22 protein-coding genes and 2 pseudogenes are annotated in these 23,657 nt (G+C 62.0%); 17 read left to right on the top strand and 7 right to left on the bottom strand.

Annotated elements, in window-relative coordinates:
• The first annotated feature begins 35 nt into the window (after positions 1–35).
• The 4 genes from A3AS_RS44175 to A3AS_RS0134115 all read left to right on the top strand — a co-directional run bounded on the left by A3AS_RS44175 (position 36) and on the right by A3AS_RS0134115 (position 4,265).
• Positions 36–278, top strand: a complete 243-nt coding sequence (locus A3AS_RS44175) for a hypothetical protein (RefSeq protein ID WP_018321972.1) — start codon at positions 36–38, stop codon at positions 276–278.
• 964 nt (positions 279–1,242) lie between these two features.
• Positions 1,243–1,527 carry a hypothetical protein gene (locus A3AS_RS0134125; RefSeq protein WP_018321971.1) on the top strand — a complete coding sequence of 95 codons (285 nt, stop codon included), beginning with the start codon at positions 1,243–1,245 and terminating at the stop codon, positions 1,525–1,527.
• A 167-nt stretch (positions 1,528–1,694) separates the two neighbouring features.
• Entirely contained in the window at positions 1,695–1,946 is a 252-nt protein-coding gene (locus A3AS_RS0134120) for a hypothetical protein (RefSeq protein WP_018321970.1), read from the top strand.
• Positions 1,947–3,287: 1,341 nt separating this feature from the next.
• Entirely contained in the window at positions 3,288–4,265 is a 978-nt protein-coding gene (locus tag A3AS_RS0134115; RefSeq protein WP_018321969.1) for an ABC transporter substrate-binding protein, read from the top strand.
• A 513-nt stretch (positions 4,266–4,778) separates the two neighbouring features.
• On the opposite strand, the gene A3AS_RS0134110 is transcribed toward A3AS_RS0134115, so the two are convergent.
• From A3AS_RS0134110 to A3AS_RS47855, 6 genes are all read right to left on the bottom strand, one after another.
• Positions 4,779–5,450, bottom strand: a complete 672-nt coding sequence (locus tag A3AS_RS0134110) for an ATP-binding cassette domain-containing protein (RefSeq protein WP_018321968.1) — start codon at positions 5,448–5,450, stop codon at positions 4,779–4,781.
• The gene (locus A3AS_RS0134105) at positions 5,447–6,190 is read right to left on the bottom strand and encodes an ABC transporter ATP-binding protein (protein WP_018321967.1); all 744 of its coding nucleotides are present in this window, start codon (positions 6,188–6,190) and stop codon (positions 5,447–5,449) included. The genes A3AS_RS0134110 and A3AS_RS0134105 overlap by 4 nt, the downstream gene beginning before the upstream one ends.
• Entirely contained in the window at positions 6,190–7,146 is a 957-nt protein-coding gene (locus tag A3AS_RS0134100; protein WP_157644470.1) for a branched-chain amino acid ABC transporter permease, read from the bottom strand. Before A3AS_RS0134100 ends, A3AS_RS0134105 begins: the two co-directional genes overlap by 1 nt.
• Positions 7,146–8,045, bottom strand: a complete 900-nt coding sequence (locus A3AS_RS0134095) for a branched-chain amino acid ABC transporter permease (protein WP_018321965.1) — start codon at positions 8,043–8,045, stop codon at positions 7,146–7,148. The genes A3AS_RS0134100 and A3AS_RS0134095 overlap by 1 nt, the downstream gene beginning before the upstream one ends.
• 71 nt (positions 8,046–8,116) lie before the next feature.
• A complete protein-coding gene (locus A3AS_RS0134090; protein ID WP_018321964.1) occupies positions 8,117–9,421 on the bottom strand; it encodes an ABC transporter substrate-binding protein in 1,305 nt (434 codons plus the stop codon).
• A 71-nt stretch (positions 9,422–9,492) separates the two neighbouring features.
• Positions 9,493–9,843 carry a thermonuclease family protein gene (locus A3AS_RS47855; protein WP_157644469.1) on the bottom strand — a complete coding sequence of 117 codons (351 nt, stop codon included), beginning with the start codon at positions 9,841–9,843 and terminating at the stop codon, positions 9,493–9,495.
• Between the two features lie 658 nt (positions 9,844–10,501).
• Here A3AS_RS47855 and A3AS_RS0134080 point away from each other — a divergent pair.
• The 8 genes from A3AS_RS0134080 to A3AS_RS45930 all read left to right on the top strand — a co-directional run bounded on the left by A3AS_RS0134080 (position 10,502) and on the right by A3AS_RS45930 (position 18,237).
• Positions 10,502–11,380 carry an N-acyl homoserine lactonase family protein gene (locus A3AS_RS0134080; RefSeq protein ID WP_084674971.1) on the top strand — a complete coding sequence of 293 codons (879 nt, stop codon included), beginning with the start codon at positions 10,502–10,504 and terminating at the stop codon, positions 11,378–11,380.
• Entirely contained in the window at positions 11,377–12,414 is a 1,038-nt protein-coding gene (locus A3AS_RS48635; protein ID WP_198293749.1) for an ABC transporter ATP-binding protein, read from the top strand. The genes A3AS_RS0134080 and A3AS_RS48635 overlap by 4 nt, the downstream gene beginning before the upstream one ends.
• Complete coding sequence (locus tag A3AS_RS0134070) at positions 12,411–13,112, top strand: ABC transporter permease (RefSeq protein WP_018321960.1); 702 nt, start codon at positions 12,411–12,413, stop codon at positions 13,110–13,112. Before A3AS_RS48635 ends, A3AS_RS0134070 begins: the two co-directional genes overlap by 4 nt.
• Positions 13,113–13,116: 4 nt before the next feature.
• The gene (locus A3AS_RS0134065) at positions 13,117–14,652 is read left to right on the top strand and encodes a GldG family protein (protein ID WP_018321959.1); all 1,536 of its coding nucleotides are present in this window, start codon (positions 13,117–13,119) and stop codon (positions 14,650–14,652) included.
• Positions 14,653–14,660: 8 nt separating this feature from the next.
• Positions 14,661–15,191, top strand: coding sequence for a hypothetical protein (locus A3AS_RS0134060; protein ID WP_157644468.1), 531 nt, complete (start codon positions 14,661–14,663; stop codon positions 15,189–15,191).
• Positions 15,188–16,291 (top strand): HupE/UreJ family protein, encoded by a 1,104-nt coding sequence (locus A3AS_RS44170; protein ID WP_018321957.1) that lies wholly within the window; start codon positions 15,188–15,190, stop codon positions 16,289–16,291. Before A3AS_RS0134060 ends, A3AS_RS44170 begins: the two co-directional genes overlap by 4 nt.
• 1,181 nt (positions 16,292–17,472) lie before the next feature.
• On the top strand, positions 17,473–17,883 hold the full coding sequence (locus A3AS_RS0134045; RefSeq protein ID WP_157644467.1) for a hypothetical protein: 411 nt from the start codon (positions 17,473–17,475) through the stop codon (positions 17,881–17,883).
• 60 nt (positions 17,884–17,943) lie between these two features.
• Positions 17,944–18,237 (top strand): hypothetical protein, encoded by a 294-nt coding sequence (locus A3AS_RS45930; RefSeq protein ID WP_084674968.1) that lies wholly within the window; start codon positions 17,944–17,946, stop codon positions 18,235–18,237.
• A 624-nt stretch (positions 18,238–18,861) separates the two neighbouring features.
• On the opposite strand, the gene A3AS_RS0134040 is transcribed toward A3AS_RS45930, so the two are convergent.
• Positions 18,862–19,956, bottom strand: coding sequence for an IS110 family transposase (locus A3AS_RS0134040; protein WP_084674972.1), 1,095 nt, complete (start codon positions 19,954–19,956; stop codon positions 18,862–18,864).
• Between the two features lie 368 nt (positions 19,957–20,324).
• Between A3AS_RS0134040 and A3AS_RS0134035 the strand changes: the two genes are divergently transcribed.
• The 5 genes and pseudogenes from A3AS_RS0134035 to A3AS_RS0134015 form a co-directional block, all read left to right on the top strand.
• Positions 20,325–20,534 (top strand): hypothetical protein, encoded by a 210-nt coding sequence (locus tag A3AS_RS0134035; RefSeq protein ID WP_018321953.1) that lies wholly within the window; start codon positions 20,325–20,327, stop codon positions 20,532–20,534.
• A 240-nt stretch (positions 20,535–20,774) separates the two neighbouring features.
• Complete coding sequence (locus A3AS_RS44165) at positions 20,775–20,957, top strand: hypothetical protein (protein ID WP_018321952.1); 183 nt, start codon at positions 20,775–20,777, stop codon at positions 20,955–20,957.
• A 419-nt stretch (positions 20,958–21,376) separates the two neighbouring features.
• Positions 21,377–21,511: pseudogene (locus A3AS_RS49450) on the top strand (starch synthase); the annotation flags it as partial.
• 110 nt (positions 21,512–21,621) lie between these two features.
• A pseudogene (gene istA / locus A3AS_RS0134020) lies at positions 21,622–23,224 on the top strand (IS21 family transposase).
• A partial coding sequence (locus A3AS_RS0134015) for an ATP-binding protein (protein WP_018321950.1) occupies positions 23,121–23,657 on the top strand: 537 nt, incomplete at its 3' end. The pseudogene istA and the gene A3AS_RS0134015, both read left to right, overlap by 104 nt.

Raw genomic sequence — 23,657 nt, 5'->3', positions numbered from 1 at the left:
CTGCGCGAGGCATCTCGCCACGAGCGAGCGATTGAATGGCACGATCCTTCGAGACACGCGTCTATCTCATCCGCGTCCTGACCGACGACCGGACGAGCAGGCTTTGGGTTGCCGCAGGATCATCTCCCGAGGACGCGGTGCGCCTCGTTCTAAACGCCATTCCTGAGGGCTGGTCCGCCTCGCCGGCGCAGGAACAATTGACCTCCGCCGAAATGGAACGGCTCAATCTGAAACAGGGCGAAGTCCACGAGATCACACGCACCATCCGCATGTGTTGAAGGGCTACTTTGAGTTGGCTGAGAAGTGCGGCGCCCGACAAAAAGAGGACTAGCGCTCCGGCCAATAAGAGCGCACGCTACCCACATCACCGGCCGAGGCACTGTCCGTAGGCGTCGGTGGCTGAGAGACCGATTGTGCTCCCGCGTGCAGGGCAGAGGAGCACGCGATGTCAATCTATTCGTATGATCACGCAATACTCGCACGTTCCCGCGAAGTGATTCGCCGGTCTCTCGAACTGCTCAGATGGAGCGACCTGTGTTCGGCAGCATTGGAACAATCACATAGGTGAAGGCGCTGAGCCGCAGAATGCCACATTCTTGGCCGATGCAGCGAACGACCGACGATCTTTTGACTAGAGCGGAAGCGGCCATCGCGGAGGCGAGAGCTCTTCGTCATGAGCGCGAACGTCTCCTGGCTACGGCTCGAATGTGGACGTGCGCCCCCAGATCGCCTTGCGGCAAATGCAAACCGGAATCTATGAAGGCGATGGCTTTATGATCGGTCCGACCACCAGACGGTAGGTTGGGACCCAAGCGCTCTTCCAGCTTTCCAGCGTGTCCCCGCAATAAATGCACTCGAAGCTATTTACTTCCCGCGCTGGAGCCATTGCTTCAGTGCGGTGATAGACGGCTCCGCATTTGCAGTTTCGATGCTGCTCTTTCATGCAGCAGGCGTACGCCAATTTGTGCCCAGCGGCCATCTGGACGATGGTAGATATGGCCACAACTCGGGCGCTGTCCCGAGTAATTTCCAGAAGCGACATCGCGCGCGCGATCAATTCGGTTGTGCGACAAGCCCGGCTCCCTCGTTCAGCTGACGGGAGCCCGCACGGTCTATCAGGCATCAAGGCTCCGCAGGGCCTCTACTGGCGACCGAAGTTACTGATGTTGTTCAATGCGAACCGGCCCTGGAAGCTTAACCTATGTTAATCGTTTGTACCGTCTGGGCGCTGAGATACCTCGCATGGATCGGAAAGATCCAGTGGCCGCCATTCGTAATCGCATTGATGAGCAAATAGAGGTCATTGCGCAGGCGATCTGCGATAACAAAGAGCCCGTGGCGGCACAGCGCGTGCTTGCAGCACTTGTAGCCCGTCTGGCGGCGGAAGAAGCTTTGGAAACCGGAAACGCCGTGCCCGCCCGACTCGCGCGCGCTAAGGAGGTCGGCTTTGGGACGCAGAGCTCATCGACTGGTTTGTGCCCGTCGCCTCTCGCCAGGGTGCATTGCATCCGGCAGGTCCTCACCTAGACGGTCTGAGCTTGGCTCGAGGTCGTGAACGTGAAAAAGTATTTGGGCATGCCCACCTAACACAGGTTAATGGCAGGCATTCCTGTTCACGGCCGATCCCGGCGCTGGGCTCCAAGGAGAAAGCGCAATCGCTGGATGGAGAGGCTAAACATCGGAGGCGTTACACCGTGGCTACGGCGCGCGAGTATATCGATTTTTGGACAGAGAACAGCGTTCATGCGGCGGAGCAATATAGAACAGGCGGCGCCACACAAGACGCCCAGGAATTGGTCCGGCGCCTTCTGGACGGAGCTAACGAGCAAGGCATTTCCGAGGACGCCCTGCGCGAGGAAGTAGGCGATCTCGTGGAATATGTGCGAGACAAGCTCAAAAGCGCAAATCAGGCGGAAAACGATCGCAGAAAAAAAGTTGGGACCTGACGTGGCCTTACTACCGGCGAATGAGCCGTGGCCCCGCAGGGCGTATGCTTCACCTCCTCATGCCCTTATCGCGTCGATGGATGTTACGTGATCATGGGAGTGGTGGCGCGCCATTCTGACAAGCTCAAGCGCCTCGCGAGGCTCTTGCGTCGCGCAAAAAATCGGCCCCAGCTACTTGGCGGCGGCTGGGCCGTTGGTTCAGCTCGGACTGGCAGGGGGCTAACAGCCGAGCACAACAGCAATTCATCCGCGTTCCCGCAGTTCCTGGGCAAGGTGATCATAGCGGCTGCAGGGCCTCACTCTGGATCGAGCCTGGATACATCGCCTGGTTCGAGGTTGAGTTCCTCGAACATCCTTTGCTGCTTTCAGTAAGAACGGCTGCTACAACCTCCGCCGTCCAGCCTTCGGGAAAGGCCGCGAGAACCAGGGTGAGCGCTTGGCTTGGCTAAGGCGAGCCACATCTGCCTCGCTGGCTTCGACGCGCCGTCCGAGGCCACTTCAACGAGTGTAAACGAATTGCCGAACGACTCTGCCATCAGGAGCCAATCCCGTCCGGGCGCACTAGTTCTTGTTTGAATTAATCCACCTCGAAAACTGGGCAGCCGAGTCGGCTACTTTGCCGGCCTTTCCTAGAAACCGGCCCATCGCCCGACGCGCGTCAGACGATGGGCCGTCTCGGGTGGATGGCGGCACCTAACTCCGGTAGCGCCACAGACCGGCTTGCAAATGGCCGTCGCGGAGGTTCGTTCCTATCAGCGGTATCGCGGCCAACCGCGGCGGCCAGGTATCTAATTTGCGTTTTGCGGACCAATGGCACTTCTGGACCTCGAAATCCGCAAGGCATTGTTCTTGCGCGCATCGAGTTCTATCTGCTTTTGGTGGCGCTGCGAGCGCGAAGTCAGGAAATTTCCTAAACGAGTGGCTTCAACGGAGCACTGGCGTGACGTGCTAACTGAACGCTAGAGGATTAGACGCGGACACCAACAAAAACGCCGCCCACTTAAATAAAGCGCAGGCGGCGGCTTACCAGCCCCGGGAGGGGCGGAGGGCATTACGGCCAGCGGTCATGTGTACCGCGCAAACGGGCCGAACACATGGCTGCTCCGACCAATCCTGCAACGTGAAGATCGTCCTTGCCAACCCGGAGCCATCCACACAAGGCCCTTCACGTCGGTCCGTCGAGCCCGCCATCACGTCCGCACCTAGGGCAGACCGGACCTCGAGCCGGGCTCGAAAATCGCTTATGACCCGTTTGAGACATCAGCCACCTCCCGCCGACGCTATCCCCGAACCCCGTTCAGTGCGATAATTTGACTCGTTCTCCTGATCCGGGAGACAGCCATGCGGCGGCGGCAATTTGTTAAATTCATTGGCGGCGTGGCACTTGCTTGGCCGCTCAATGCCCGAGCACAGTCGGCGGGCAAGTTATACCGTATTGGTTATTTCAACGCGGGCGCCGCAGGCTCCCGAATGGAACGAGCTTTCGTTGAAGCCCTCCGTGAGTTGGGCTGGATGGAAGGGCAGAATATTGCCTTCGAGTACCGATTCGCAGAAGGTCATTCGGATCGGCTACCCGGCATGGCCACAGAGTTGGTGCACCTCAAGGTCGATGTCATCGTTGCAAACGGAACATTGGCGTCACTCGCCGCCAAGCAAGCCACCTCGACGATCCCCATTGTCACGGCGCCTGCTGGCGATCCACTCGGGAGCGGGCTTGTTCCGAGTTTGGCGCACCCAGGCGGGAATGTCACAGGTTTGAGCCTAATGGCTCCGGATTTGGGCGGGAAGCGGTTGGAGCTACTCAAGGAGCTTCTGCCCGACGTCTCCAGGGCGGCCATTCTGTGGAATGCTACCAATCCCTATGCGGAGGATGTGTTCAGAGAGACGGACCGTGCCGCCCGGACATTGCGAATTACGCTGCAATCGCTTGAGGTGCGCAGTCCCGATGATTTTGATACAGCGTTCGAGGCTGCCAAAGTCCAACGTCCAGAGGGCCTGATTACGGTCGAAGATCCACTCACCGTTGGTTATCGAAAACAGATTGTCGACTTCGCAGCGAGAAATCGCTTGCCTGCCATCCACGGCGTTCGGGAATTTGTGGAGGCTGGAGGCCTCGTCGCTTATGGCGCGAGCCTATCGGATTTGTCCCGGCGCGCTGCGACCTACGTAGACAAGATCCTGAAGGGCACCAAGCCTGCGGATCTTCCAGTTCAACAGCCAACCAAGTTCGAGTTTATTGTCAACCTCAGCGCTGCCAAGGCGCTCGGGCTGACCATGCCGCCATCGCTGCTCGCCCGCGCCGACGAGGTGATCGAATGAGGGCGTAGTTTGCTGTGGTGCATGAGTCCGTTGCTGGCCCATCTGCGAAGTTGCGCCTGCGCGGTCGGAAGTCCGTTCGTTGAGCCAGAGCGGACCAGATTTGCTCAACCTGAGTTTTCCAGAAATGCAACGGGGCGAGCAGCTACTTTGTAATCCGGGAGGCTATGGACGGCACCTCCCGTAACTAGCGGTCGCGCTTAGAAATAGGGAAGTCGGCGGACAGATATTTCCGAGAAGCTTTGTCCGCCTGTTCCGAGTTAGGCTGCCTAAACCTCGTAAGAATTTCGCGACGTCGGACTTGCAACCGATTGCTTTCCGCCGAGAGCGACTGAGCGGAAATCAAGACCTGGCGGCAAGCTCTTTGACCTATTGTGCGACCACCGCAAATCCCCTGCCGGCTTCGCCGGCGCTGGACGCCTCGTGTTGCATTGAGCGCCGGTAGATTCGTCTGTTCGGCAAGCCTCGATGGAGTTTGGCTGGACCGTCTGTTTTGCGCGCCGAACCGGGCGAGCGCTACGCAAGGACCCGGCTTTCGATTTCGCCGCGCTCGATCGTCAGCGTCACGTCGGCGAAGGTCTCGAGCAGCTTCGGGTTCGACTCCGTAATCAGCAGGGTAATGTCCCGATCCTGCGAACGAAGCCGACGCAGCGCCTCGGCGTACCTCTGCGCCAGCACAGGGGCGAGGCCCTGGAACGGCTCGTCGAGAATGACGAGGCGGGTGCCTAGCATCAGGGCGCGCCCGAGGGCGACCATCTTGCCTTGGCCGCCCGAGACGGAGCCCGCCGGGCGACTCGCCAGTTCCTTGAGCTCCGGCAGGACGGAGTAGGCTCGCTCCAGCCGCCGGCGCACCTCGTCCGCGCTTAGTTTCGCGACGCGACCGGGCAAAAGAATGTTTTCTTCCACCGTAAAGGCCGAGAAGAGACGACGGTCCTCGGGGGCGTAGCCGATGCCTAAGAAGGGCCGGCGGTGCGGAGGAACATGTCCCAGGTCCTGACCGCCCAGGCGCACGGTGCCGCTCGCCTTCGTGAAGCCCATGATGGTCCGTACCGTCGTGGTCTTACCGGCGCCGTTTCGCCCGATGAGCGCGGCGGTCGCGCCCGGCGGCAGCGAGAAGCTGACGCTGCGCAGTACCGGCGCATCGACGATCGCGACGTTGACGTTATCGAAGTCCAGCATCGCCGTCATATGCCGATCACCTGTTCGCGGACCTTGGGATCGGCCAGAACCTCCGCCGGCGTGCCGACCATTTGTATCTTCCCGACGTTCCACACCGCGACTCGGTGGGCATAGCGCTCCACCATGTCCATGTCGTGCTCGACGAAGACCGAAGTCACCTTCTCCTTGGCGAGCGCGGACGTCAGGATGTCCATGATCTCCAGCTTTTCGGCGGAGGCGACGCCCGAGGTGGGCTCGTCCATCAGCAGCAGTCTGGGCTTAAGCGCGAGCGCCAAAGCGATGTCGACCAGCTTGCGTTGTCCCTCGGGAAGCTCCCTCGCCTTGCGAGACGCGTACAACTTGACGCCGACGAGATCCAGAAGGCGCTCCATTTCAGGCAGCTCAGGCAGGGCGGAAAGAGCCGTGAAGCCGGAAGGGCTTCCCAGCCGCGAGGCCGCGGCGATCAGCATGTTCTCCATCACAGTCTGATCGAGAAAAAGCTGCGGTATCTGAAAGGCCCGCGCGATGCCGAGCTTGGTGATCGTGCGCGGGAGCTGCGCCGTGATTTCCTGGCCTAGGAAGGTGATGCTTCCGGCCTGCGGCCGCAGATAACCCGTCGAGATGTTGAGGAAGGTGGTCTTTCCAGCGCCGTTCGGTCCGATGATCGCGAGGTTCTCGCCTTGAAGCACGTCCAGATCGATACCGTCGGCGGCGACGACGCCACCGAACCGGATCTTGATGCCCTTCGCGGAAAGGAGGACGTTGGCCATCAATGTCCTCCCTGCTTCGCCTGGCCGTAGCGCTGCCTGAGACCTATCAGTCCGTTAGGCGCATAGAGAATGATGACGATCAAGACCACGCCGAGGATCAGCTGCCAGGTGTCGGCCAGGTGGGCCGCCGCATAGAAGCGCACGCACTCGAACATCGCCGCGCCGGCGAACGCCCCGAAGGCGTGGGCGCTGCCGCCGAGGATCGCGATAAAGACGAACTCGCCCGACTTCGTCCAGAACCCGAACTCGGGCGTGGCGATCTGCTGGATGATCGCCACCAGCGTGCCGCCGATGCCGCCGAGAAACGCCGAGATCACGTAGCCTATCAGAAGCACGCGCCGTGCGGACGTCCCGAGGTACTCGAGCCGGGTCTCGTTCGATTTGATGGCACGCAGCATGTGTCCGAGCGGGCTATCGAGGTAGCGTTGCACACCGTAGAAGGCGACGACCGCGATCAAAAGGCTCACGTAAAGAATGACGTACTGGAAGGTTTCGGGTGTAAACGACAGCCCCAACAGGGCCGGACGAGGGACCCGGATGCCGTCGGCGCCGCTGGTGTAGTGAAACATCTTCTCCAGCAGCGACCACAGCACCATCGAAAACGCCAGATTCAGCATTCCGAAAAAGATTTCTCGGTAGCGCACGACAAAGAGCCCGACGATGAGGCCGAAAACGGCGGAGGTTATGCCGCCAAGCGCGATGAAGAGCACGATGTCGCCGCCACCGACGTACTTGCCCCAGAACGCCGTGGTATACGCCCCGGTAGCGAAGAACATCGCATGTCCGAACGACACCTGCCCCGCCTGCAGCAGAAGAATGATGCCGAGAACGACGATGCCCTTCGCGAGGATCAACGCGAACAAGGTCGCCCAGCTCGATACCAAAAGGGGCGCGACGGCGCTGACCAGAAAGAAGATGATCGCGATCGTGGTGACCGGCTTGATGCGACCGCTCATCATATTTTCCTTACCTGCACAGCGCCGAACAGGCCGAACGGACGCACCAGAAGCACCAGCACCATCAGCAGATAGGGAACGAGAACTTCGAATTCCGGCTGGAGATAGATCACGAAGGCACGGGTCAGGCCGATCATCAGCGCGGTGAGCGCGGTGCCCTCGATCTGGCCGAGACCCGCGGTCGCAGCGACCGCAAAGGAAAGCACGATCATATCGGCGCCCATACCGGGGACCAGCGAGGTGGTCGGCGAGGCCAACGCTCCTCCCAACGCGGCCAGACTCGCGCCGATGACGAAGGTGACGAAATATACGCGTTTTGCATCAATCCCGATGGCCGTCGAAGCTTCACGGTCCTCCGTGACCGCAAGGATCACCGCTCCCGAAAGCGTCCTGCGCAGGAAGTAGCGGAGCCCGAACAGCGTCGCCAATGCGAGGCCGGGCAGCAGAATGACCTGGTACGACGTGTAGCTGACGCCGAACACGGCGACGTTGGGAAGTAATCTCAACGGCTCCGCGGCGAAGATGGGCTGCACGCCCCAAATCAGACGCTGCAGGTTGTCCATGATCATGAAGGCCGCGAAAGTGATCAGAAGCTGGAGGACATCCTCCTGTCCGGAGAGCGGTCGCAGCAGAAACCGTTCGATGAAACCGCCGCACACGACACCGATCAGGATGGAGGCGGCCAGCAGCGCGGGATAGGTGAGCCAAGGCGAGATCGGCGCGATTGCAAGGCTGAACGTCGCAGCCAGGTAGGCCCCGAAAGCATACAGCGAACCGTGCGCGACGTTGACCACGCGCAGCACGCCGAAAATCAGGCTGAGCCCGACCGAGACCAAGAACACCAGTGCGGCGTAGCTGATCCCATCGAGGATAGCCAAGATAGCGAGTGTCGAGTTCATGATGGCCTTCGGAAAAGGTCCGTCCTCCGGGACGCGGCTCGGAGGACGGGGATCAAAAGTCGAGCGTGCCGTTACTGAGCCTTGAAGGTCGGCACGTCCATCTTGACGAAGTCAGGCTTGAGCGTCTTGAGCCACTCAACCGACCGTACGCCCGCCGGGTTGGTGATCATCTTCGGATCGAAGATCATAATATTGTCGAGCAGCTTGAAGTCATACCCCGAGACGGACTTGGTGACGCCGACCAGCTGAGCTTCGAGACCCTGGTTGTCCTCGGGCCGTAGCGTAATCGGACGGCCGAAGCCGGTGGCGAACTCGATGCCCGCGGTCGCATCGACGACTTGTTCGCGCGTGGGCCAGTTGCCGCCGTTGGACTTGATCGCCTTGTCGTAGGCCGTCTGCAGGGCCTTGAACGCCTGCGCCATGTGATAGACGGGGTAGATCGGCCATGCACCGGTCTTCGCCTTGAAGGCTTCATTGAACGCCTTGAAGGCCCCGTCGTTCTTCTTCTCGGGATGCAGGAACCAGTGGTCTCCGCGCGCGCCGACGATCAGGCCTTCAGGCAAGTCCTTGCCCAACCGCTGGATCGATGATTCGCCGATCCCGAGCACGAAGGTCGACTGCTGCAACAGGCCGCGCTGACCGGCCTGGCGGACCAGCGTGTCGAGATCTCCGCCCCAAGACGTGGTCAGAACCACATCCGGCCGCAGCGCCAACAGACGGGAAATCTCGGTGGAGTAGTCCGGTGCGCCGAACTTCGGGAAGAGCTCCGCGACGACTTGCACGTCCGGCTTCATCGCCTTGAGGGCGGTCGAAAAGATCTCCCAGCTCTCCCGACCCCAGGCATAATCCTGATTGACCACCGCGATCGTCTTAAAGTCGGGCTTGGTCTTGAGCAGGTAAAGGAGCACGGCCAGCATTTCCGGCGTGCCGTTCGCCTGAGTCCGGAAATTGTAGCGGTACTTCTTGGTTTCGAGGATGGAGGCCGCACCGCAGTCCCACATGAAATTCATGACTTTGAGGTCTTCGGCGACGGGCACCAACTGGGTGCAGCTGCCCGACGAGATCGAAGCAAACGTGGCATCGACCTTTTCGTCCTGCACCACGCGTCGGTAGTTCGAGACGAGCGCTTCGCCTCCCGCACCTTCGTCGATGAAGGAGAGCTTGACCGGCACGCCGCCGATGCCGCCCTTCTTGTTGAGGTCCTCCGCGATCATCTCCGCCGCGGCCTTCGCCGGCACACCGAAGACTGACGCAGGGCCCGACAGGAACGTCGTGATGCCGATTTTGAGCTCCGACGGCTTGCTCTGCGCAAGCGAGGTGCCCGTAAAGGTCACAACTACAAGCGCGGCCGAAACCGCAGCCTTGAGAAACTGCATCGAAAGTCCTCCCTCTTCTACGTGTCGCGTCCGGCTTCAGCCGCCGTGCGCTTCTTCTTGCAACAACGCTACTATAATTGGCGCGTGTTGCCAGCCCTCTTCGCCGCCGTTCGCGAGCCGACGAAACCCGGTTCGACGACGCCGCCTATTTGTCGGCTGCGCATCGACTGGAACGGACAGAGTCCCGAAATGATCGATGCCTCCAATCCCAGGGTGGGATAAATGCTCCGGCCAGAGCCCTTACGCGCCATTCGTGCCTGCTCTTGATCTGCGACGGAGGTTTCCGAGTAGCGTGGAAAGGCCATCGCCTGTCCTTCGCGTACCAGCCAGCCGTTCACGCCTTCCTTGTCGATGGAGCATATCGCGAGGTCGCGGCCGTAGCGATCTTTTCCGGAGGTATCGCAGCGCCACTGAGTCCTCAAGCTCGCGTTCCCTGCGCATCATCTCCGCCTGGACCTTCTGCGCTTCGGCAAGCTTCGCATTGTTGGTGGCGAGCATCTGCTGCAGGTCCGCGAGCTGGCGGTCGCGCTCTCCGAGGTCGTCCGCGAGCGCAAGACGCGCCTCCTGGCCTTGTTCGGCGATGGCGGTGCGCTCGGTCCGCAACTTGGGCGCTGGTCGAAATGAGCACTTGGTTTTGCGCGTGCGAAGTGACGTTCCCTGTGGATTGACTTAGAGATGGGACGCTTCGTTGAAGGCGCGAACAGATCCCAGCTGACGCTCTTACCGGAATGCCTGGAGGATTGGGTATTGGACCATAGCGGGCATTGGACTTACGACACGTGACATTTGGAAATTGAGCGCCCCAGGAGAGCTTTACGTCTACTGAAATTCCATTTTTGGCCTGCTGCGGTTGAAGACTGGTTTCAGCAGGAATGCCCTGCCCCCAGCCATCCACTCACGCAACGAGCCTCGGCCAATCCTGACCACCGGCGCCGCAGTACCGTCGGGTGAACCGCGACACCGTCCAGAATTATTGACAGGTCTACTGCGGCGTGTTGAACTTAAGTGCATCCTGCCGGCGCCTCTGCGGCTTTGCACAGAAGCAAAACATAACAAAATTCGCGACGAGGGAGGCAAAGAATGACCCGCAAATATTTGACGGCAATGGTCGCTCTTCTCGGGAGCGTATTGTCGACTACGGCACTAAGCGCCCAAGACCTTAAGCTTTACGCGTTCAGTTCCGGCGCGTTGACTCTCGGCAAAGGATTTTTGGTGAACGGCGCACCCATGGAGCCGGCGATCCAGGTTCCGGTCGGTTTTTACGTGATCAAACATCCGAAAGGGAATGTTCTCTTCGATACGGGTAACAACGACAAGATTATCACCGACCCAGGCTACTGGGGCGCCGCGTTCACCGGGTTGAAGCCGGTCAACACGCCAGATGTCGCGATCGATACGCAGCTGAAGAAAATCGATCTTACGCCCGACGATATCACCTACGTCGTGGTGAGCCACCTCCACCTCGACCACGGCGGCAACGTGGCCAAGTTCCCGAAGTCGACGCTCGTCGTGCAAAAGAGCGAGCTTCAGAACTTCTTCTGGCCGGAGCCCGGCACCGGCTCCAATTACGTTCTCGGCGACGTCCTGCCGCTGCGCGGAAACATGACACCAAGCGCAAACGCGGTGAAGATGTTGCAGCTCGAAGGCGATCAGGACCTGTTTGGAGATGGCACGCTCGTCGTGAAGCGCTGGGTTGCCCACACGCCGGGCAGCCAGATGATGACGGTGCGGCTGAAGAACACTGGCCTCATCATCCTCACCGGGGACAACGTCTATTTCCGGGAGAACGTCGAGCAGAATATACCGCCGAGCACCCCGCTGGTCTATTCGACATCGGGATTCTACTCGGCCTTCGAGTGGATCAGGCGGGAGATGGCGACGCAGAAGGCAAATTTCTTCACTGCCCACGACCCAGACGCGTTCAAGGCGATGAAGAAGGCGCCGGAATTCTACGATTGACCGGCTCGACGCCGACAGTGGACCGGCACCTGACGGATCGACCGCGCCGAGCCCCGGCGGGGCTTGGCATTGCGCCGGCTGAAAGCTCGCGACACGGCATCGCCGTCGCGTCCGTCGAACGGCTGGGCAAACGTTATGGCCGCCGCCAGGCAGTGGACGGCGTCTCGTTCGAGGTGAGGGAGCGGGAAGTGGTGGGCCTGCTTGGTCCCAACGGGTCGGGTAAGACCACCATCTTGCGCGTCATCACCGGCTATCTGCGGCCGAGCGAAGGAACTGTCCGCATCGACGGCTTCGACGTGGTCCGCGACGGACACCAGGCGCGTGCGCGGATCGGCTACGTGCCGGAGAACGCCCCGCTCTACGGCCATATGCGGGTGGACGAATTTCTTCACTTCATGGGACAGTTGCGGGGCTTGCGGGGAGGTGCGTTGCGCCGAGGCATCGAGTCCGCCCGCGCGCGGCTCGCGCTCGAGCCGGTCGGCGACGCCGTGATTGGCCGGCTGTCGCGCGGCTATCGGCAGCGCGTCTCAATCGCCCAGGCCGTGCTGAACGAACCCAAGTTGTTGGTGCTCGATGAGCCGACCAACGGCCTTGACCCGCGTCAGGTCATCGAGCTGCGCGGGCTGCTGCGGACCCTGGCCCGCGACAGCGCGGTCCTTGTCACCTCGCACGTCCTTGCCGAGATGGAACGCGTCGCCGATCGGGTCGCGATCCTGCTCGACGGGCGGCTGCTCACCGTCCACCAGCTCGCCGGCGCGGGGCGCGGCACTTCGCTTCGCGTCCGCGCCCGAGCCGATCGGGCGGACGAGGTTGCGGCGGCGTTGTCCGGCCTGGCGGGGATCGGCGGCGTGACCCGGGAGGAGCCGGAGGGCGGCCACGCCGTCTGGCGGGTGGAGGTGTCGGAGGCCGGCGCAGCGCCCCGTGTCGCCGCCGCCCTCTGCCTCGCCGGCATCGCCAGCGTCGAGACGGTCGAGACGGCTTCAGACCTGGAGGAGCTGTTCCTCCGGCTAACGGCGAGCCGAGCGCTCCAGTGACGGCGTTCCTCGCCCTGGTTGCCAAGGAGTTGCGCGCGCTGTTCGTCTCGCCGATCGCTTACGCCGTCATCGCCGTTTTCCTTGTGCTCAACGGCTACGGCTTCGCCGTCACGCTCATCGCCACCAAGCAGGCGACGCTGGTGAACGTCTTCTTTCAGGCGGCCGTGCAGCTCGTCCTGTTAGTGCCGCTCGTTACCATGCGGCAGTTCGCCGAGGAACGCCGGGGCGGCACCCTCGAGCTGCTGCTGACGTCGCCGGTGCGCGAGGGCGACATCGTGCTGGCCAAGTTCGCAGCTTCGATGGGCATGCTGCTCGCGATGGTCGCGCTCACTTTGGTGTATTCAGCGATATTGGCGCGGTTCAGCACTCCCGATTGGGGCCCGATCTACAGCGGCTACCTCGGCCTGACTCTGCTCGCCGGCGCCCTCGTCTCGATCGGTCTTGCCGTTTCCGCGCTCACCGCCAACCAGGTCGTGGCCGCGGTCGTTTCGCTCGGCGTGTTCGGGATGCTATGGGCGATTGACGCCTGGGCCGCGTTGCTACCGTCACCGATCGACAATTGGGTGCTCGGGCTGTCGCTGCTGGCGCGCTTCCAGCCTTTTGCCGTTGGCGCCATGTACGCTTCGGATTTCGGCTTCTTCCTCGCGGTGACCCTGCTCGGGCTGTTCCTCGCCGTGCGCGGGCTGGCCCGGCGCTGACGCCATGGAGCACCCCGAGCTCGACTGGAACGCGTTGCTCTGGACTGGTGGCTGGCTCGCCGCCGTCCTGGTGCTGTTCGCGACCGGGCTGAGGCTGCCGCTGCAGACCGGGCTCGCGGGCTGGCGGGGGCGGGCCTATTCGGCCGGAGTCATCCTGATCGCGCTCGGCGCCGCGGTGCTTGCCAATGTCGCGCTGCATCTGCATGACGTGCACTTCGACCTGACTCGCGAGAAAGTCTATACGCCCTCGGGGGCGGCCATGCGGGCGATTGACGAGGTCTCCCGTGAGGTAACCGTCACCTACTTTTATCGGTCGCAGGATCCCGCGGGGCGGCGCGCGCGCGACCTCCTTGCGATCATGGCCCGGCGCAACCCGCTGCTCAAAGTCGTCGCAGTTGATCCGGACCGGGACCCGAGACTCGCGCGCGAGAAGGCAATCCAGATCTACAATGCCGCGGTCGTGGAGGCGGAGGGACGTCGGGTGCTGGTGCAAGGCACTGACGAGACGGAGATCGCGATAGGTATCCAGCGCGTATTGCGCGGGCGCGCGATTACGGCCTGCTTCCTCGAGGGCCACGGCGAGCTGCCGATGGACAACTTCGAGTACCACACGCACCTGGAAAGCGGCGCTGGCCACAGCCACGACGACGCCAGCTCGCAGGTGGTGGAGATGCCGGGCCACGGCGCGGGGCGGCTGCGCCGCGCGCTCGAAGCGCAGGGTTATGAGGCGCGGAAGCTCATACTCGCCACCGAGGGTGACGTGCCGACTGGGTGCACCCTCCTCGTCGCGGCCAATCCGCGAACCACGTTCCTGCCGGCTGAAAGCGCGGCCTTGCGCGCCTATTTGCGGCGCGGCGGGTCGGCCCTTCTCCTGCTGGACCTGGGTTTCGTGCTCGAACCCGGGCTCGCCCGGCTCGTGGCCGAGCTCGGCGTCCGCCCGGAGCAGGAGGTCGTCGTCGATCCCTTGAGCCACTACTCGACCAACCCCGAGATTGTGGCGGTCACGGGCTACGACCCTCACCCGGTCACGCGCTCGGTCTCGCTCACCTTCTACCCCGGCATCCGCCCCATCACGATGCTGTCGACGGCGGACGACCTCCGCGTCACCCCGCTGTTGCTCAGCAGCCGGGACAGCTACACGCGCCCGGTCAAACCGGTGGGGTCACACGCGGTCGAGCCTGACGCGGCGAGTGATAAGGACGCGGCAGCGCCCCCGATCCCCGGCCCCCGCGTGTTGGGCGTCGCCGTGGAAGGGCGCCTTGACGGCAACTCCGAACCTATGCGCGCCATCGTCGTCGGCGACAGCGACTTCGCCAGCAACTCGTTTTTTCCGTATATGGCAAACAGTGACCTTTTGCTCTCGGCGGCCCGCTGGCTGGCACGTGAAGAGCGCACGACGACGGTTGCCGCGCGCGTTCCCGTGCCGCCCCTCATCGCATTGACCGGGCGGCAGTCGAATGCGGTGTTCTTCCTGGTCGTCGTCGCCATGCCGCTCCTGGTGATCGGGCTCGGCTGCGTCGTTTGGTGGCGGCGACGATGAGGCGGCACGTGTTGCACCCCGTCCTCGCGGCGCTCGCGCTCATGTACCTCGCGGCCATGGTGGTGAGCGGCGCCATGCCGGTGCAGCGCCAGCTCGTGCGGTTCGAGGCCAAGGGCGTGCTCAAGCGCCCGCCGGAAGAGGTCACGCGGGTGGAGTTGAGCCGCGGCACGCGGCGCGTTACCCTGCTCCGCGCGGGCGACACGGCGTGGGCGACGCCTGACGGCGTCAACATTGGCACTGTCGGGCTCCGGGTCAGCAAGGCCGTCGAGATCATGCACAATTCCGGGCCTGTCCGCGAGATCGGGGCGGCGGAGCTGGCGGGGAGCGACCCGGCGCCGTTCGGTCTCGACCCGCCGCAGCTCTCCGTGAAGCTCTACGGAGGGGACGGCGAGCCGGTTCTCAGCGCCCGCTTCGGCGAGTTCAACCCCGAGGGGTACCTCCAGTACATGCGCATCGATGACAATCCGCGGCTCTACCTCATGTCCCGCTTCGTCGGCGGCGAATGGGCCGAGGTCATGACTGAAGCGGCCGCGCGATGAAGGCGCCTGCCTCTCTCCGCCGAGCGGCGCAGTGGGCTGCTCTCGCGCTGCTGCTACTGCTCGGACCAGCGCAAGGGCACATCACCGGCTCGATGGGCTATGCCACCGTGAGCCTGCACGGCGGAACTGTCCGATACAGCGTCACCCTCGGCCCCGATGCGCTCGCGGCGGCCGGCGGCGAGGCCGCCGGGGTGCGGCTGGCGCCCCGTGGAGACTACGCCACGCTGGCCGATTTGGTCGCGCGCAAAGTCGGCATTTCCGCGAATGGAGTGCGATGCGAGCCGGTGCCCGGAACGGTCACGCCGCCCACGCCCGACCGCGCCAACGCCGTAGTGATCATCGATTATGCCTGCCCTGGTACGCCGCGCGAACTTGTGCTGCGCGACGACCTGTCCGACGTCCTCGGCAACGACTACCACACGCTTGTCCGCGTCGAATCCCTGGGGAGCGTGCAGCAATACACCCTCGAACGCGACCGGCGCGAGGCTCGCCTTGCCGTCGCGGCACCGAGCGGGAGCCCGACGCCCGAGGTTACCGCCGGGAGCGGCGTCTTCGCCTTCTTTCGACTCGGCATCGAGCACATCCTCACGGGAGTTGATCACCTCCTGTTCGTGCTGGCCCTCGTCCTGGGCGGCGGAGGAATCGGATCCTTGTTCGCCGTCATCACCGCCTTCACGGTGGCGCACAGTATCACCTTGGCCGTGGCGGTACTGGGCGCGGCGTCGCCGCCTAGTTGGATCGTCGAGCCGGTGATCGCGCTCTCGATCGTCTACGTCGCGGCGGAAAACGTTTTCCTCAAACGCACGGCGTCGTGGCGCTGGGCCGTGGGCTTCGCGTTTGGCCTCGTGCATGGCTTCGGCTTTGCCGGCGCGTTGCTCGATCTCGATCTGCCCCCGGCCGCCCTGGCCGGCGCGCTCGTCTCGTTCAACCTCGGCGTTGAAGCCGGCCAGGCAGCGGTGATCGCCGCTTTCCTTCCGGTTCTCATCTGGTTTCGGCGCGCCGCGTGGGAGCGGCCGGCGGTGACGGCGCTCTCCGCGCTCGTGCTGGTCTTTGGGCTCGCCTTCCTCGTCGATCGCGTTCTGGTCGCCGCGAACTGGTGAGATTCCGCCGAGCGCAACGGATAATGTGAGCTTCGCGCATGACAGGCCGTCGGTACGACCATTGTAACGGCCAATGACAGTCGATTGATCATTGTCTGTCCCCTCTGACGTCACGAAGGGCAGCCACTGTACGTTCATTTCGTCAGTTCCGGTATTGGCCCGTGGCTCACCTAAGCCCGTATGGGCGGCGACATCGGCTTCGGAGAGATGAGCTGACCAAGTTCATGACGGCAGCCGAGGACAGCCTTCGACGCTAAGCCGACCTCTCGGCGCTGCCGGCCTTCTACTCAATCCTGGGTCTCCTCGCTCGGGGGCGGTTGTCGCAACGGCGGCCGCAAAATGCGTGCGCAGAAGCTTCACCGATGCTTTGATCAAGTCGCTGGACCGGATCACAACCGGATGGACCAGCAGCGGCGATCGAACGCGACTGTCCGCTCTCTGCAAATCGCTACTCGAGCGGCCGCCAGCCGTGAGCCGAGCTGGGCTAGTGCTGAGATGGTCAGGATTCGCCGCGCAGCTGCGCTGTCACTAGGCTGGTGACGATGGCCCAAGTCGGATCCCGCTGGGCAACAGGGAATAGCTCACCAAACGGCTCGTGCAGCCGGTTGAGGAAACCGATGCCCCTGAGCAGCTATGAGGTCCACGCAGCGGTCCTCAAATCGATTCCGGAATGGCCGCCGTTCCAGGTGATGCCAAAACGGCCTTCAGCGGGCGTGTGTTGGATCTCAGTTGGGATCCCTCAGTCGAGCTGTTCCTGACCGGTCGCGCGGCGATGGCCTACGCTTGGTGAATGTCAAAAAGCCCTTCGGTTGAGCAAGGTGGAAATCGTGCAAGTCGTTCGAAACGGCTTTGAGGCTGCTTTCATCACGACGGAAGAACGAACTCGGTATCTTGCCGCACTCGATGACTTCACGAGCTTGTAAGAGCAAAGCAAAATATCTTATGACCGCTTATGGCCCGTGGCTGACCTCAGCCCAGAGCGCGGCAATGTCCGCTTCCGAGAGATAACCCGACCAAGGCATTCTGGCTGTCGAGGGCAGCCTTTGACCCATAACCGACTTCCTCAGTTCATGCAAAATTGATCATTCGCCGTGTTCATGGTTGACCGCCCGCTGCTATGCAACTCAAAAGAGGAGTTGTTGGTAACGGCTATCTTTCCACCGTCAAAGCTGAGACTAAGCGTGAACCCTCTCTGCAAAACCGAAGTTTTAGCTCTACTTGCTGCTACGAGCTTATCTATGGTGGCCTGTTCTCCCCAAGAGGACTTCCATCTCACCTGCGCGACAACCATTTTTGTCGCGGACAAGCTTATGGAAACCGGCAAAGTCCCGACTGACGCGGCGCTACGACAGAAAGCGAACGACGCTGAGATCAACCATCAGAACGCGTCGGCCACTTTCAGAAGGTTGGACACACGTGAGCCTGAAGGTGAACGTGAACGTCTCATCGAGCTTGCTTTTATTTTTGGGAATGAACGTGATCGAATTCTCAAGGAGCTGTCACCAAAGGAAATCGTCGCCCGAGCGAAGACCTGTATCGAACAGGCACCTCCGAAAGGGCGTGGGTTTCCACGTCCTGATGGCAGCTTTTGACCGAAAGGCTAGGGCCGCGCGGCGCAGCAGTACAAAACTAGGGCACGAAGGATTATGTCCATGTACTTCCTCACTGCCTGTCTGATCGTGGTAGTCCTGAGCGCCGCGGTATCGCTTCGTCGGTCCAGAACTCTATCACAGCCTCAGTGGGCTACCCCGGCCCAGCGGCTTGCAGCACGGCGGCGGGCACTTTGGCCGACACTCTGCGCGGGGCTTTGTCTGCTGGGGCTGCTCGGATTTCATCATTTTCAAAACGAGCCAGAACTCGGTCCCACCGCGACGACCTATCTCATGATGCTTGTTGCCTCTTTCTTCGGTGGTTCGTTTCTTGGCGTCATTGGCGGGATGGATTGAAGAAGCAGGGATCAACGCAAGGCAAAAACGCGCCCGACAAGCGTCTTTCGCATCTTCCTGTTGATGTCGGGATTTGGCCCATGGTTGACCGCGACCCACAGCGCCGCGATGTCCGCTTCCGAGGGTGAACCGACCCAATTAATGCTCGCTACCGAGGGCAGCCTGAGTTCTTCGCATTTGACCCATTTGTATGGTCCGGCCGTGCGTAGCAAGAGGTTCGTCGATCAGGTGGTGAGTGGTCTTGCATCAATGTATCCGGCCTTTGATTGGAGCATTTTCTCCGGGCCACCATGGATATCAGCGCGCGTGCGTTCTCATTAGCGGACAGGCCTCGATTGGGCCATTTGGGTCACCAGTGTTCGCATGCGCCGGGAAGACCGAACCTCCATCTCGTCTCATCCTCTCGCAGACCTCGGCTGGAACGTGTTGATGGGATTACGTCATGGCTTGCTCCTCGTACCTCGTAGTTCCTTTGTTCGAGCCAGGGGCCGTTCCTTCGTCCCGGCCCGCAGGACGGCGTCGCGTCGCGCGCAGGGGCGGTCAAGGCCGGCCGTGGCGCTTGGCTTGCGGCTGGCTCCGGCGTTGCCAGGCCGCGCCTTGACCGCGCCGAGCACGGCGCGAGGATCAAGCGGGCCGGACGCCTGCGTCGTTGGTTGTCAGTTCGAAGGCGCGCCCTTTAGCCAGCACCGCCCAGGCGATGCGGGCAAGCTTATTGGCGAGCGCGATCGCCAGCACGTTGTGGTGCAATCGCCTCTTGGCGGCTTCGATCCAGGATCCGAGCCCGTAGCGTTCCCGGTTCTTTATCCTGACCAGCATAACCCATGCCGCCTGCACGAACAGAACGCGCAGATAGCGATTGCCGCGCCTTGAGATTTTGCCAAGGATCGTGCGATCTCCCGTCGAGATCTGCTTGGGCACCAGTCCGAGCCACGCGCCAAAGTCACGGCCTTTGGAGAAGACGTCTCCAGTGCCGATCGCGGCCACCATGGCGCTCGAAATGATCGGCCCGATGCCGGGCACCGTCATCAGGCGCGAACATGCCTGATCTTGACGGGCCAGGGCTTCGATCTCGCGGGATAGGCCATCGATGCGCTGATCCAGTCGACGCCAGTCGCCTGCCAACTCCTCGATTACATGCAACATGCGTGGCGACAGGGCATCGGTGCGCGTCGCAAGGATGGTGGGCAGTTCTGTGCGCAGGAAGCCGATGCCCTGGCGCACCGCGATCCCGCGTTCCAGCATGAAGGCGCGAATCTGGTTGATGATGCCGGTGCGTTGCGACACCAGCCGCTCGCGCACCCGATGCAGCGCCTGCAGATCCAGTTGCTCCGCGGTCTTGGTTGCTACGAACTTCATCGTCGGGCGCTGCACGGCTTCGGCAATCGCTTCGGCATCATTGAAGTCGTTCTTCTGTCCCTTGCTATAGGGGCGGACATATTTGGCCGGCATCAACCTGGCATGGTGACCAAGCGATGCGAGTTTGCGGCTCAAATGATGTGCGCCGACGCAGGCTTCCATGCCGATCAGGCAAGGCGCCATATTGGCGAGCCGCGCTTCCACTTGGCCACGCGACCACTTTTGCCGCAGCACGATGGCGCCGCGCGCATCGTGGCCCACGACGTGGAACGAGTTCTTGCCGATATCGATGCCGATCACGGCGATCGCAGTACTGGGTGTCTTGGGACATGGCGTGCTCCTTGTCTTGGCGCCCCTGGCCAGCTTATCGCTGGCGGGGCAGGAGCACGGCCGGACCATCCCATTAGCGGAAATTCCGCGGTGGATGCGGTGTCCCTGAGGGAGTGGACGAGTTAGGAACGACCCATGCCCAAGTTGGCGGGCTATGACAGACGACCTTTTAGAACGGGCTGATTGTGCCATCGCCGAGAGTCGGAAGCTCGTTGCGCAGCCAGGCTAGACGGAGCGGCGCGCACATAGACGACAATTCGTTTCAACCATACTCACCTAAGTACGACATGTGGCGGCGGGGTTGGGAAGACGAAGATGCCTTAAGGCGTTCGCAGCCTTGAAAGGCGGGTGGACGCCTAGCACCCTTGAAGCTAGGCTTTCTATTCCTTCAGGAGACCACAATGCCCTACTTCACATCGGATCAGACCCCAGGGATCCGCACCGCCAAGGTGCTCGCCGACGTCTTTTGCGCGCTCTTGCTCGCAACCTTTTCCATCGTCTTCTTCGGTTGGATCGGCGGCTTGGCTGCCTTCATTGTCCTCGAAGGTTGCCTGCTTGCGGTCGATTGGCTGGTACCGAGCAAGGACGATGCTGCGGCCGTTGTCCGCTGAACTGAGAGCAGTGAACGTGGAATGGTCCTTGTACTTACAAGCAAGGGGAACCAACGGGCCGTAGCAAAGTTGACCCTTCGCGGATCACGCCTCGACAACGTGACACCGACACAAGGCCGCAGTTCGGCGCCCGCCCGAGCTGAGGCCTTTTTTGTTGCCAGTGTACATTTTTGTACAGAACTCTTGGACGCGTTGTACTTCAATCAACATGAACGGACCGATTGAGGGAAGGCGCCCGTCATGAGTATCGAGCGCATGCACCCGCCGAAGTATTGGAGAATGAGGGCCGAGGAATTCCGAACCAAGGCCGACAATTGCGAGTTTCCAGAAGCCAGCGAGAGCCTGCGGAAGGTCGCCGCGCGCTACGATGATCTTGCTCGTCGCGCCGAGCGAATCCGCACCGTCGAAGATGCATCAGAGTAGACAACGCATCTGGCGACCGCGAGCGCATTTGCCGATGTAAACGTCCTCAAGATCGTTCGACGCCCTGAGAGGAGTGGAGGCTAGTGAACGTCGGCTATTGGCCCGTTTGCGACATGTCGAGGTCGTCTAAAGATGCCCGCTTAGAGGGGCGAAACGGAAGAGAGCAGCGCGCGACCAAAGTGATGCTCATGACCCGTTTGAGACATCAGCCACCTCCCGCCGACCGCGGCTGACGCTATCCCCGAACCCCATTCAGTGCGATAATTTGAATTGGGACTAACGTTCTCCTGATCCGGGAGACAGCCATGCGGCGGCGGCAAGGCACGTCCGCAGTTGGCCCGGAGCGGTCTGTGAGGGCAGCGCAGAGCGCGTCTGCTCTGCCCCCGAAGTCAGACGTCGACTTGTTCTGCTATCGCGAGGGCAAGGGCGAACCCCGCTTCGAGGAAGCCCTGCTCCAAGCGCAGGAGCGAGCCCCGCAGTCGATTGCCGTCAAGATTGGCTTCGACGATGCCGAGGCGCGCAAGATCTTCGCCGGAAGCGATTTCACCTTTGTGTTTCGGCTTGCAATATTGACCCCCTAAGCCGGGGGATCGGCGTCCAAAATTGACCCCCTACAGATAGGTCTGTTGCGCTGCCTGCTTTGGAATGAAGCAGGTGGTTGGGGATGCTGGTCGTGGAGACGATTGCGCGGATTCGGCGCGAGCACTTCATCAAGGGCAAGACGATCAAGGAGATCGCCCGCGACCTGAAGGTGTCTCGGAACACGGTCCGGAAGGTGCTGAGGTCGGGAGAGACCTCCTTCGAGTACGAGCGGCAGGTGCAGCCGCGGCCAAAGCTGGGACGATGGGCAGTAGAGCTTGACGGATTGCTGGCGGCGAACGCGGGCAAATCGGCTCGTGAACAACTGACCTTGATCCGGATCTTCGAAGAGCTGCGCGGCCGCGGCTATGACGGCGGCTACGATGCCGTGCGGCGTTACGCCAGGCGGTGGAGTAAAGAACGCGGGCAATCGACCGCGGCCGCTTATGTCCCGCTGAGCTTTGCCCCAGGCGAAGCCTACCAGTTCGACTGGAGCCACGAGGTGGTCTTGCTGAGCGGCACCACGGTGATGGTGAAGGCCGCCCATGTCCGGCTCTGTCACAGCCGCATGCTGTTCGTGCGGGCCTATCCGCGGGAGACGCAGGAGATGGTGTTCGACGCCCACGACCGGGCGTTCGCCCTGTTCAAAGGCACCTGCAGCCGCGGCATCTACGACAACATGAAGACGGCGGTCGAGACCATCTTTGTCGGCAAGGATCGTCGCTACAATCGCCGCTTCCTGCAGATGTGTAGCCACTATCTGGTCGATCCGGTTGCCTGCACGCCAGCGTCGGGCTGGGAGAAGGGGCAGGTCGAGAACCAGGTCGGGCTGGTCAGGGAACGCTTCTTCACGCCGCGGCTGCGGTTCAAAAACCTCGACGAGTTAAACGCCTGGCTGCTCGACACATGCATCGGCTACGCCAAGGCTCATCGCCATCCGGAGCTGGCCGACCAGACGATCTAGGAAGTGTTCGAAGTCGAACGTCCCAAACTCGTTCCCTATGCCGGCCGCTTCGACGGCTTCCATGCGGTGACGGCATCGGTCTCGAAGACCTGCCTGGTGCGCTTCGACAACAACAAGTACTCGGTCGCAGCCAGCGCAGTCGGACGACCGGTTGAGGTTCAAGCCTATGCCGATCGCATCGTGATCCGTCAGGATGGACGCATCGTTGCCGAGCACCCGCGATCCTTTGGCCGCGGCGATACCGTCTACGACCCCTGGCATTATGTGCCAGTGCTGGCTCGCAAACCCGGCGCCTTGCGCAACGGTGCTCCGTTCAAGGACTGGGTGCTGCCCGCCGCAATCGAGCGGATCCGGCGCAAGCTTGCCAGCACCGACGATGGCAATCGGCAGATGGTCGACATCCTCAACGCGGTGCTGACTGACGGTCTGCCTGCGGTGGAAGCCGCCTGTGCTGAAGCGCTCGGCCACGGCGTCCACTCCGCCGATGTCGTGCTCAATATCCTGGCCCGGCATCGCGAGCCCGCTCCACCGGCAAACATCATGACGCCGGCCGCACTGACGCTCCGCCATACGCCGATCGCCGATTGTGCCCGTTACGATAACCTCCGGAGGACCAACTGATGGAACGAACTCAAATCTTCGATCTCATGGGCGAGCTCAAGCTTTACGGCATGAAGGCCGCCTTCGACGAGATCATGGCGATCGCCGTCAAGCGACAGCATGAACCTCAACGCATCGTCGGCGACCTGCTCAACGCCGAGATCAACGAGAAGCAGGCCCGGTCGATCAAATACCAGCTCACCATTGCCAAGCTGCCGCTTGCCAAGGATATCGCCGACTTCCAGTTCGACGGTACGCCGATCAACCAGACTCTCGTCAATGATCTCGCTGGCGGCGGCTTCATCGCCCAACAACGCAACGTCGTCCTGGTCGGCGGCACCGGCACAGGCAAAACCCACCTGGCCATTGCCATCGGCAGAAGCTGCATCAGATCAGGTGCCCGTGGCCGCTTCTACAATGTGGTCGACCTCGTCAANCGTCTGGAGACCGAGACCCGCAACGGACGGCAGGGCCGGCTTGCCGAGCATCTGACCCGGATGGACTTCATCGTCCTGGACGAGCTCGGATATCTGCCCTTCGCCCAGTCCGGTGGCCAG

The organism is Bradyrhizobium sp. WSM2793 (assembly GCF_000379585.1).
Taxonomy (GTDB): domain Bacteria; phylum Pseudomonadota; class Alphaproteobacteria; order Rhizobiales; family Xanthobacteraceae; genus Bradyrhizobium.
This window is presented reverse-complemented; position numbering and strand designations above follow the sequence as displayed.

Bases quoted from the DNA above. Each gene is read 5' to 3' on its own strand.
- A3AS_RS0134065 (WP_018321959.1), top strand. From the start codon at position 13,117: ATGGAGCACCCCGAGCTCGACTGGAACGCGTTGCTCTGGACTGGTGGC.
- A3AS_RS0134095 (WP_018321965.1), bottom strand. From the start codon at position 8,045: ATGAACTCGACACTCGCTATCTTGGCTATCCTCGATGGGATCAGCTAC.
- A3AS_RS0134110 (WP_018321968.1), bottom strand. From the start codon at position 5,450: ATGACGGCGATGCTGGACTTCGATAACGTCAACGTCGCGATCGTCGAT.
- A3AS_RS44165 (WP_018321952.1), top strand. From the start codon at position 20,775: ATGAGTATCGAGCGCATGCACCCGCCGAAGTATTGGAGAATGAGGGCC.
- A3AS_RS0134090 (WP_018321964.1), bottom strand. From the start codon at position 9,421: ATGCAGTTTCTCAAGGCTGCGGTTTCGGCCGCGCTTGTAGTTGTGACC.
- A3AS_RS44170 (WP_018321957.1), top strand. From the start codon at position 15,188: ATGAAGGCGCCTGCCTCTCTCCGCCGAGCGGCGCAGTGGGCTGCTCTC.
- A3AS_RS0134100 (WP_157644470.1), bottom strand. From the start codon at position 7,146: ATGAGCGGTCGCATCAAGCCGGTCACCACGATCGCGATCATCTTCTTT.
- A3AS_RS0134035 (WP_018321953.1), top strand. From the start codon at position 20,325: ATGCCCTACTTCACATCGGATCAGACCCCAGGGATCCGCACCGCCAAG.
- A3AS_RS0134105 (WP_018321967.1), bottom strand. From the start codon at position 6,190: ATGGCCAACGTCCTCCTTTCCGCGAAGGGCATCAAGATCCGGTTCGGT.
- A3AS_RS44175 (WP_018321972.1), top strand. From the start codon at position 36: ATGGCACGATCCTTCGAGACACGCGTCTATCTCATCCGCGTCCTGACC.
- A3AS_RS45930 (WP_084674968.1), top strand. From the start codon at position 17,944: ATGTACTTCCTCACTGCCTGTCTGATCGTGGTAGTCCTGAGCGCCGCG.
- A3AS_RS0134125 (WP_018321971.1), top strand. From the start codon at position 1,243: ATGGATCGGAAAGATCCAGTGGCCGCCATTCGTAATCGCATTGATGAG.
- A3AS_RS0134115 (WP_018321969.1), top strand. From the start codon at position 3,288: ATGCGGCGGCGGCAATTTGTTAAATTCATTGGCGGCGTGGCACTTGCT.
- A3AS_RS0134080 (WP_084674971.1), top strand. From the start codon at position 10,502: ATGACCCGCAAATATTTGACGGCAATGGTCGCTCTTCTCGGGAGCGTA.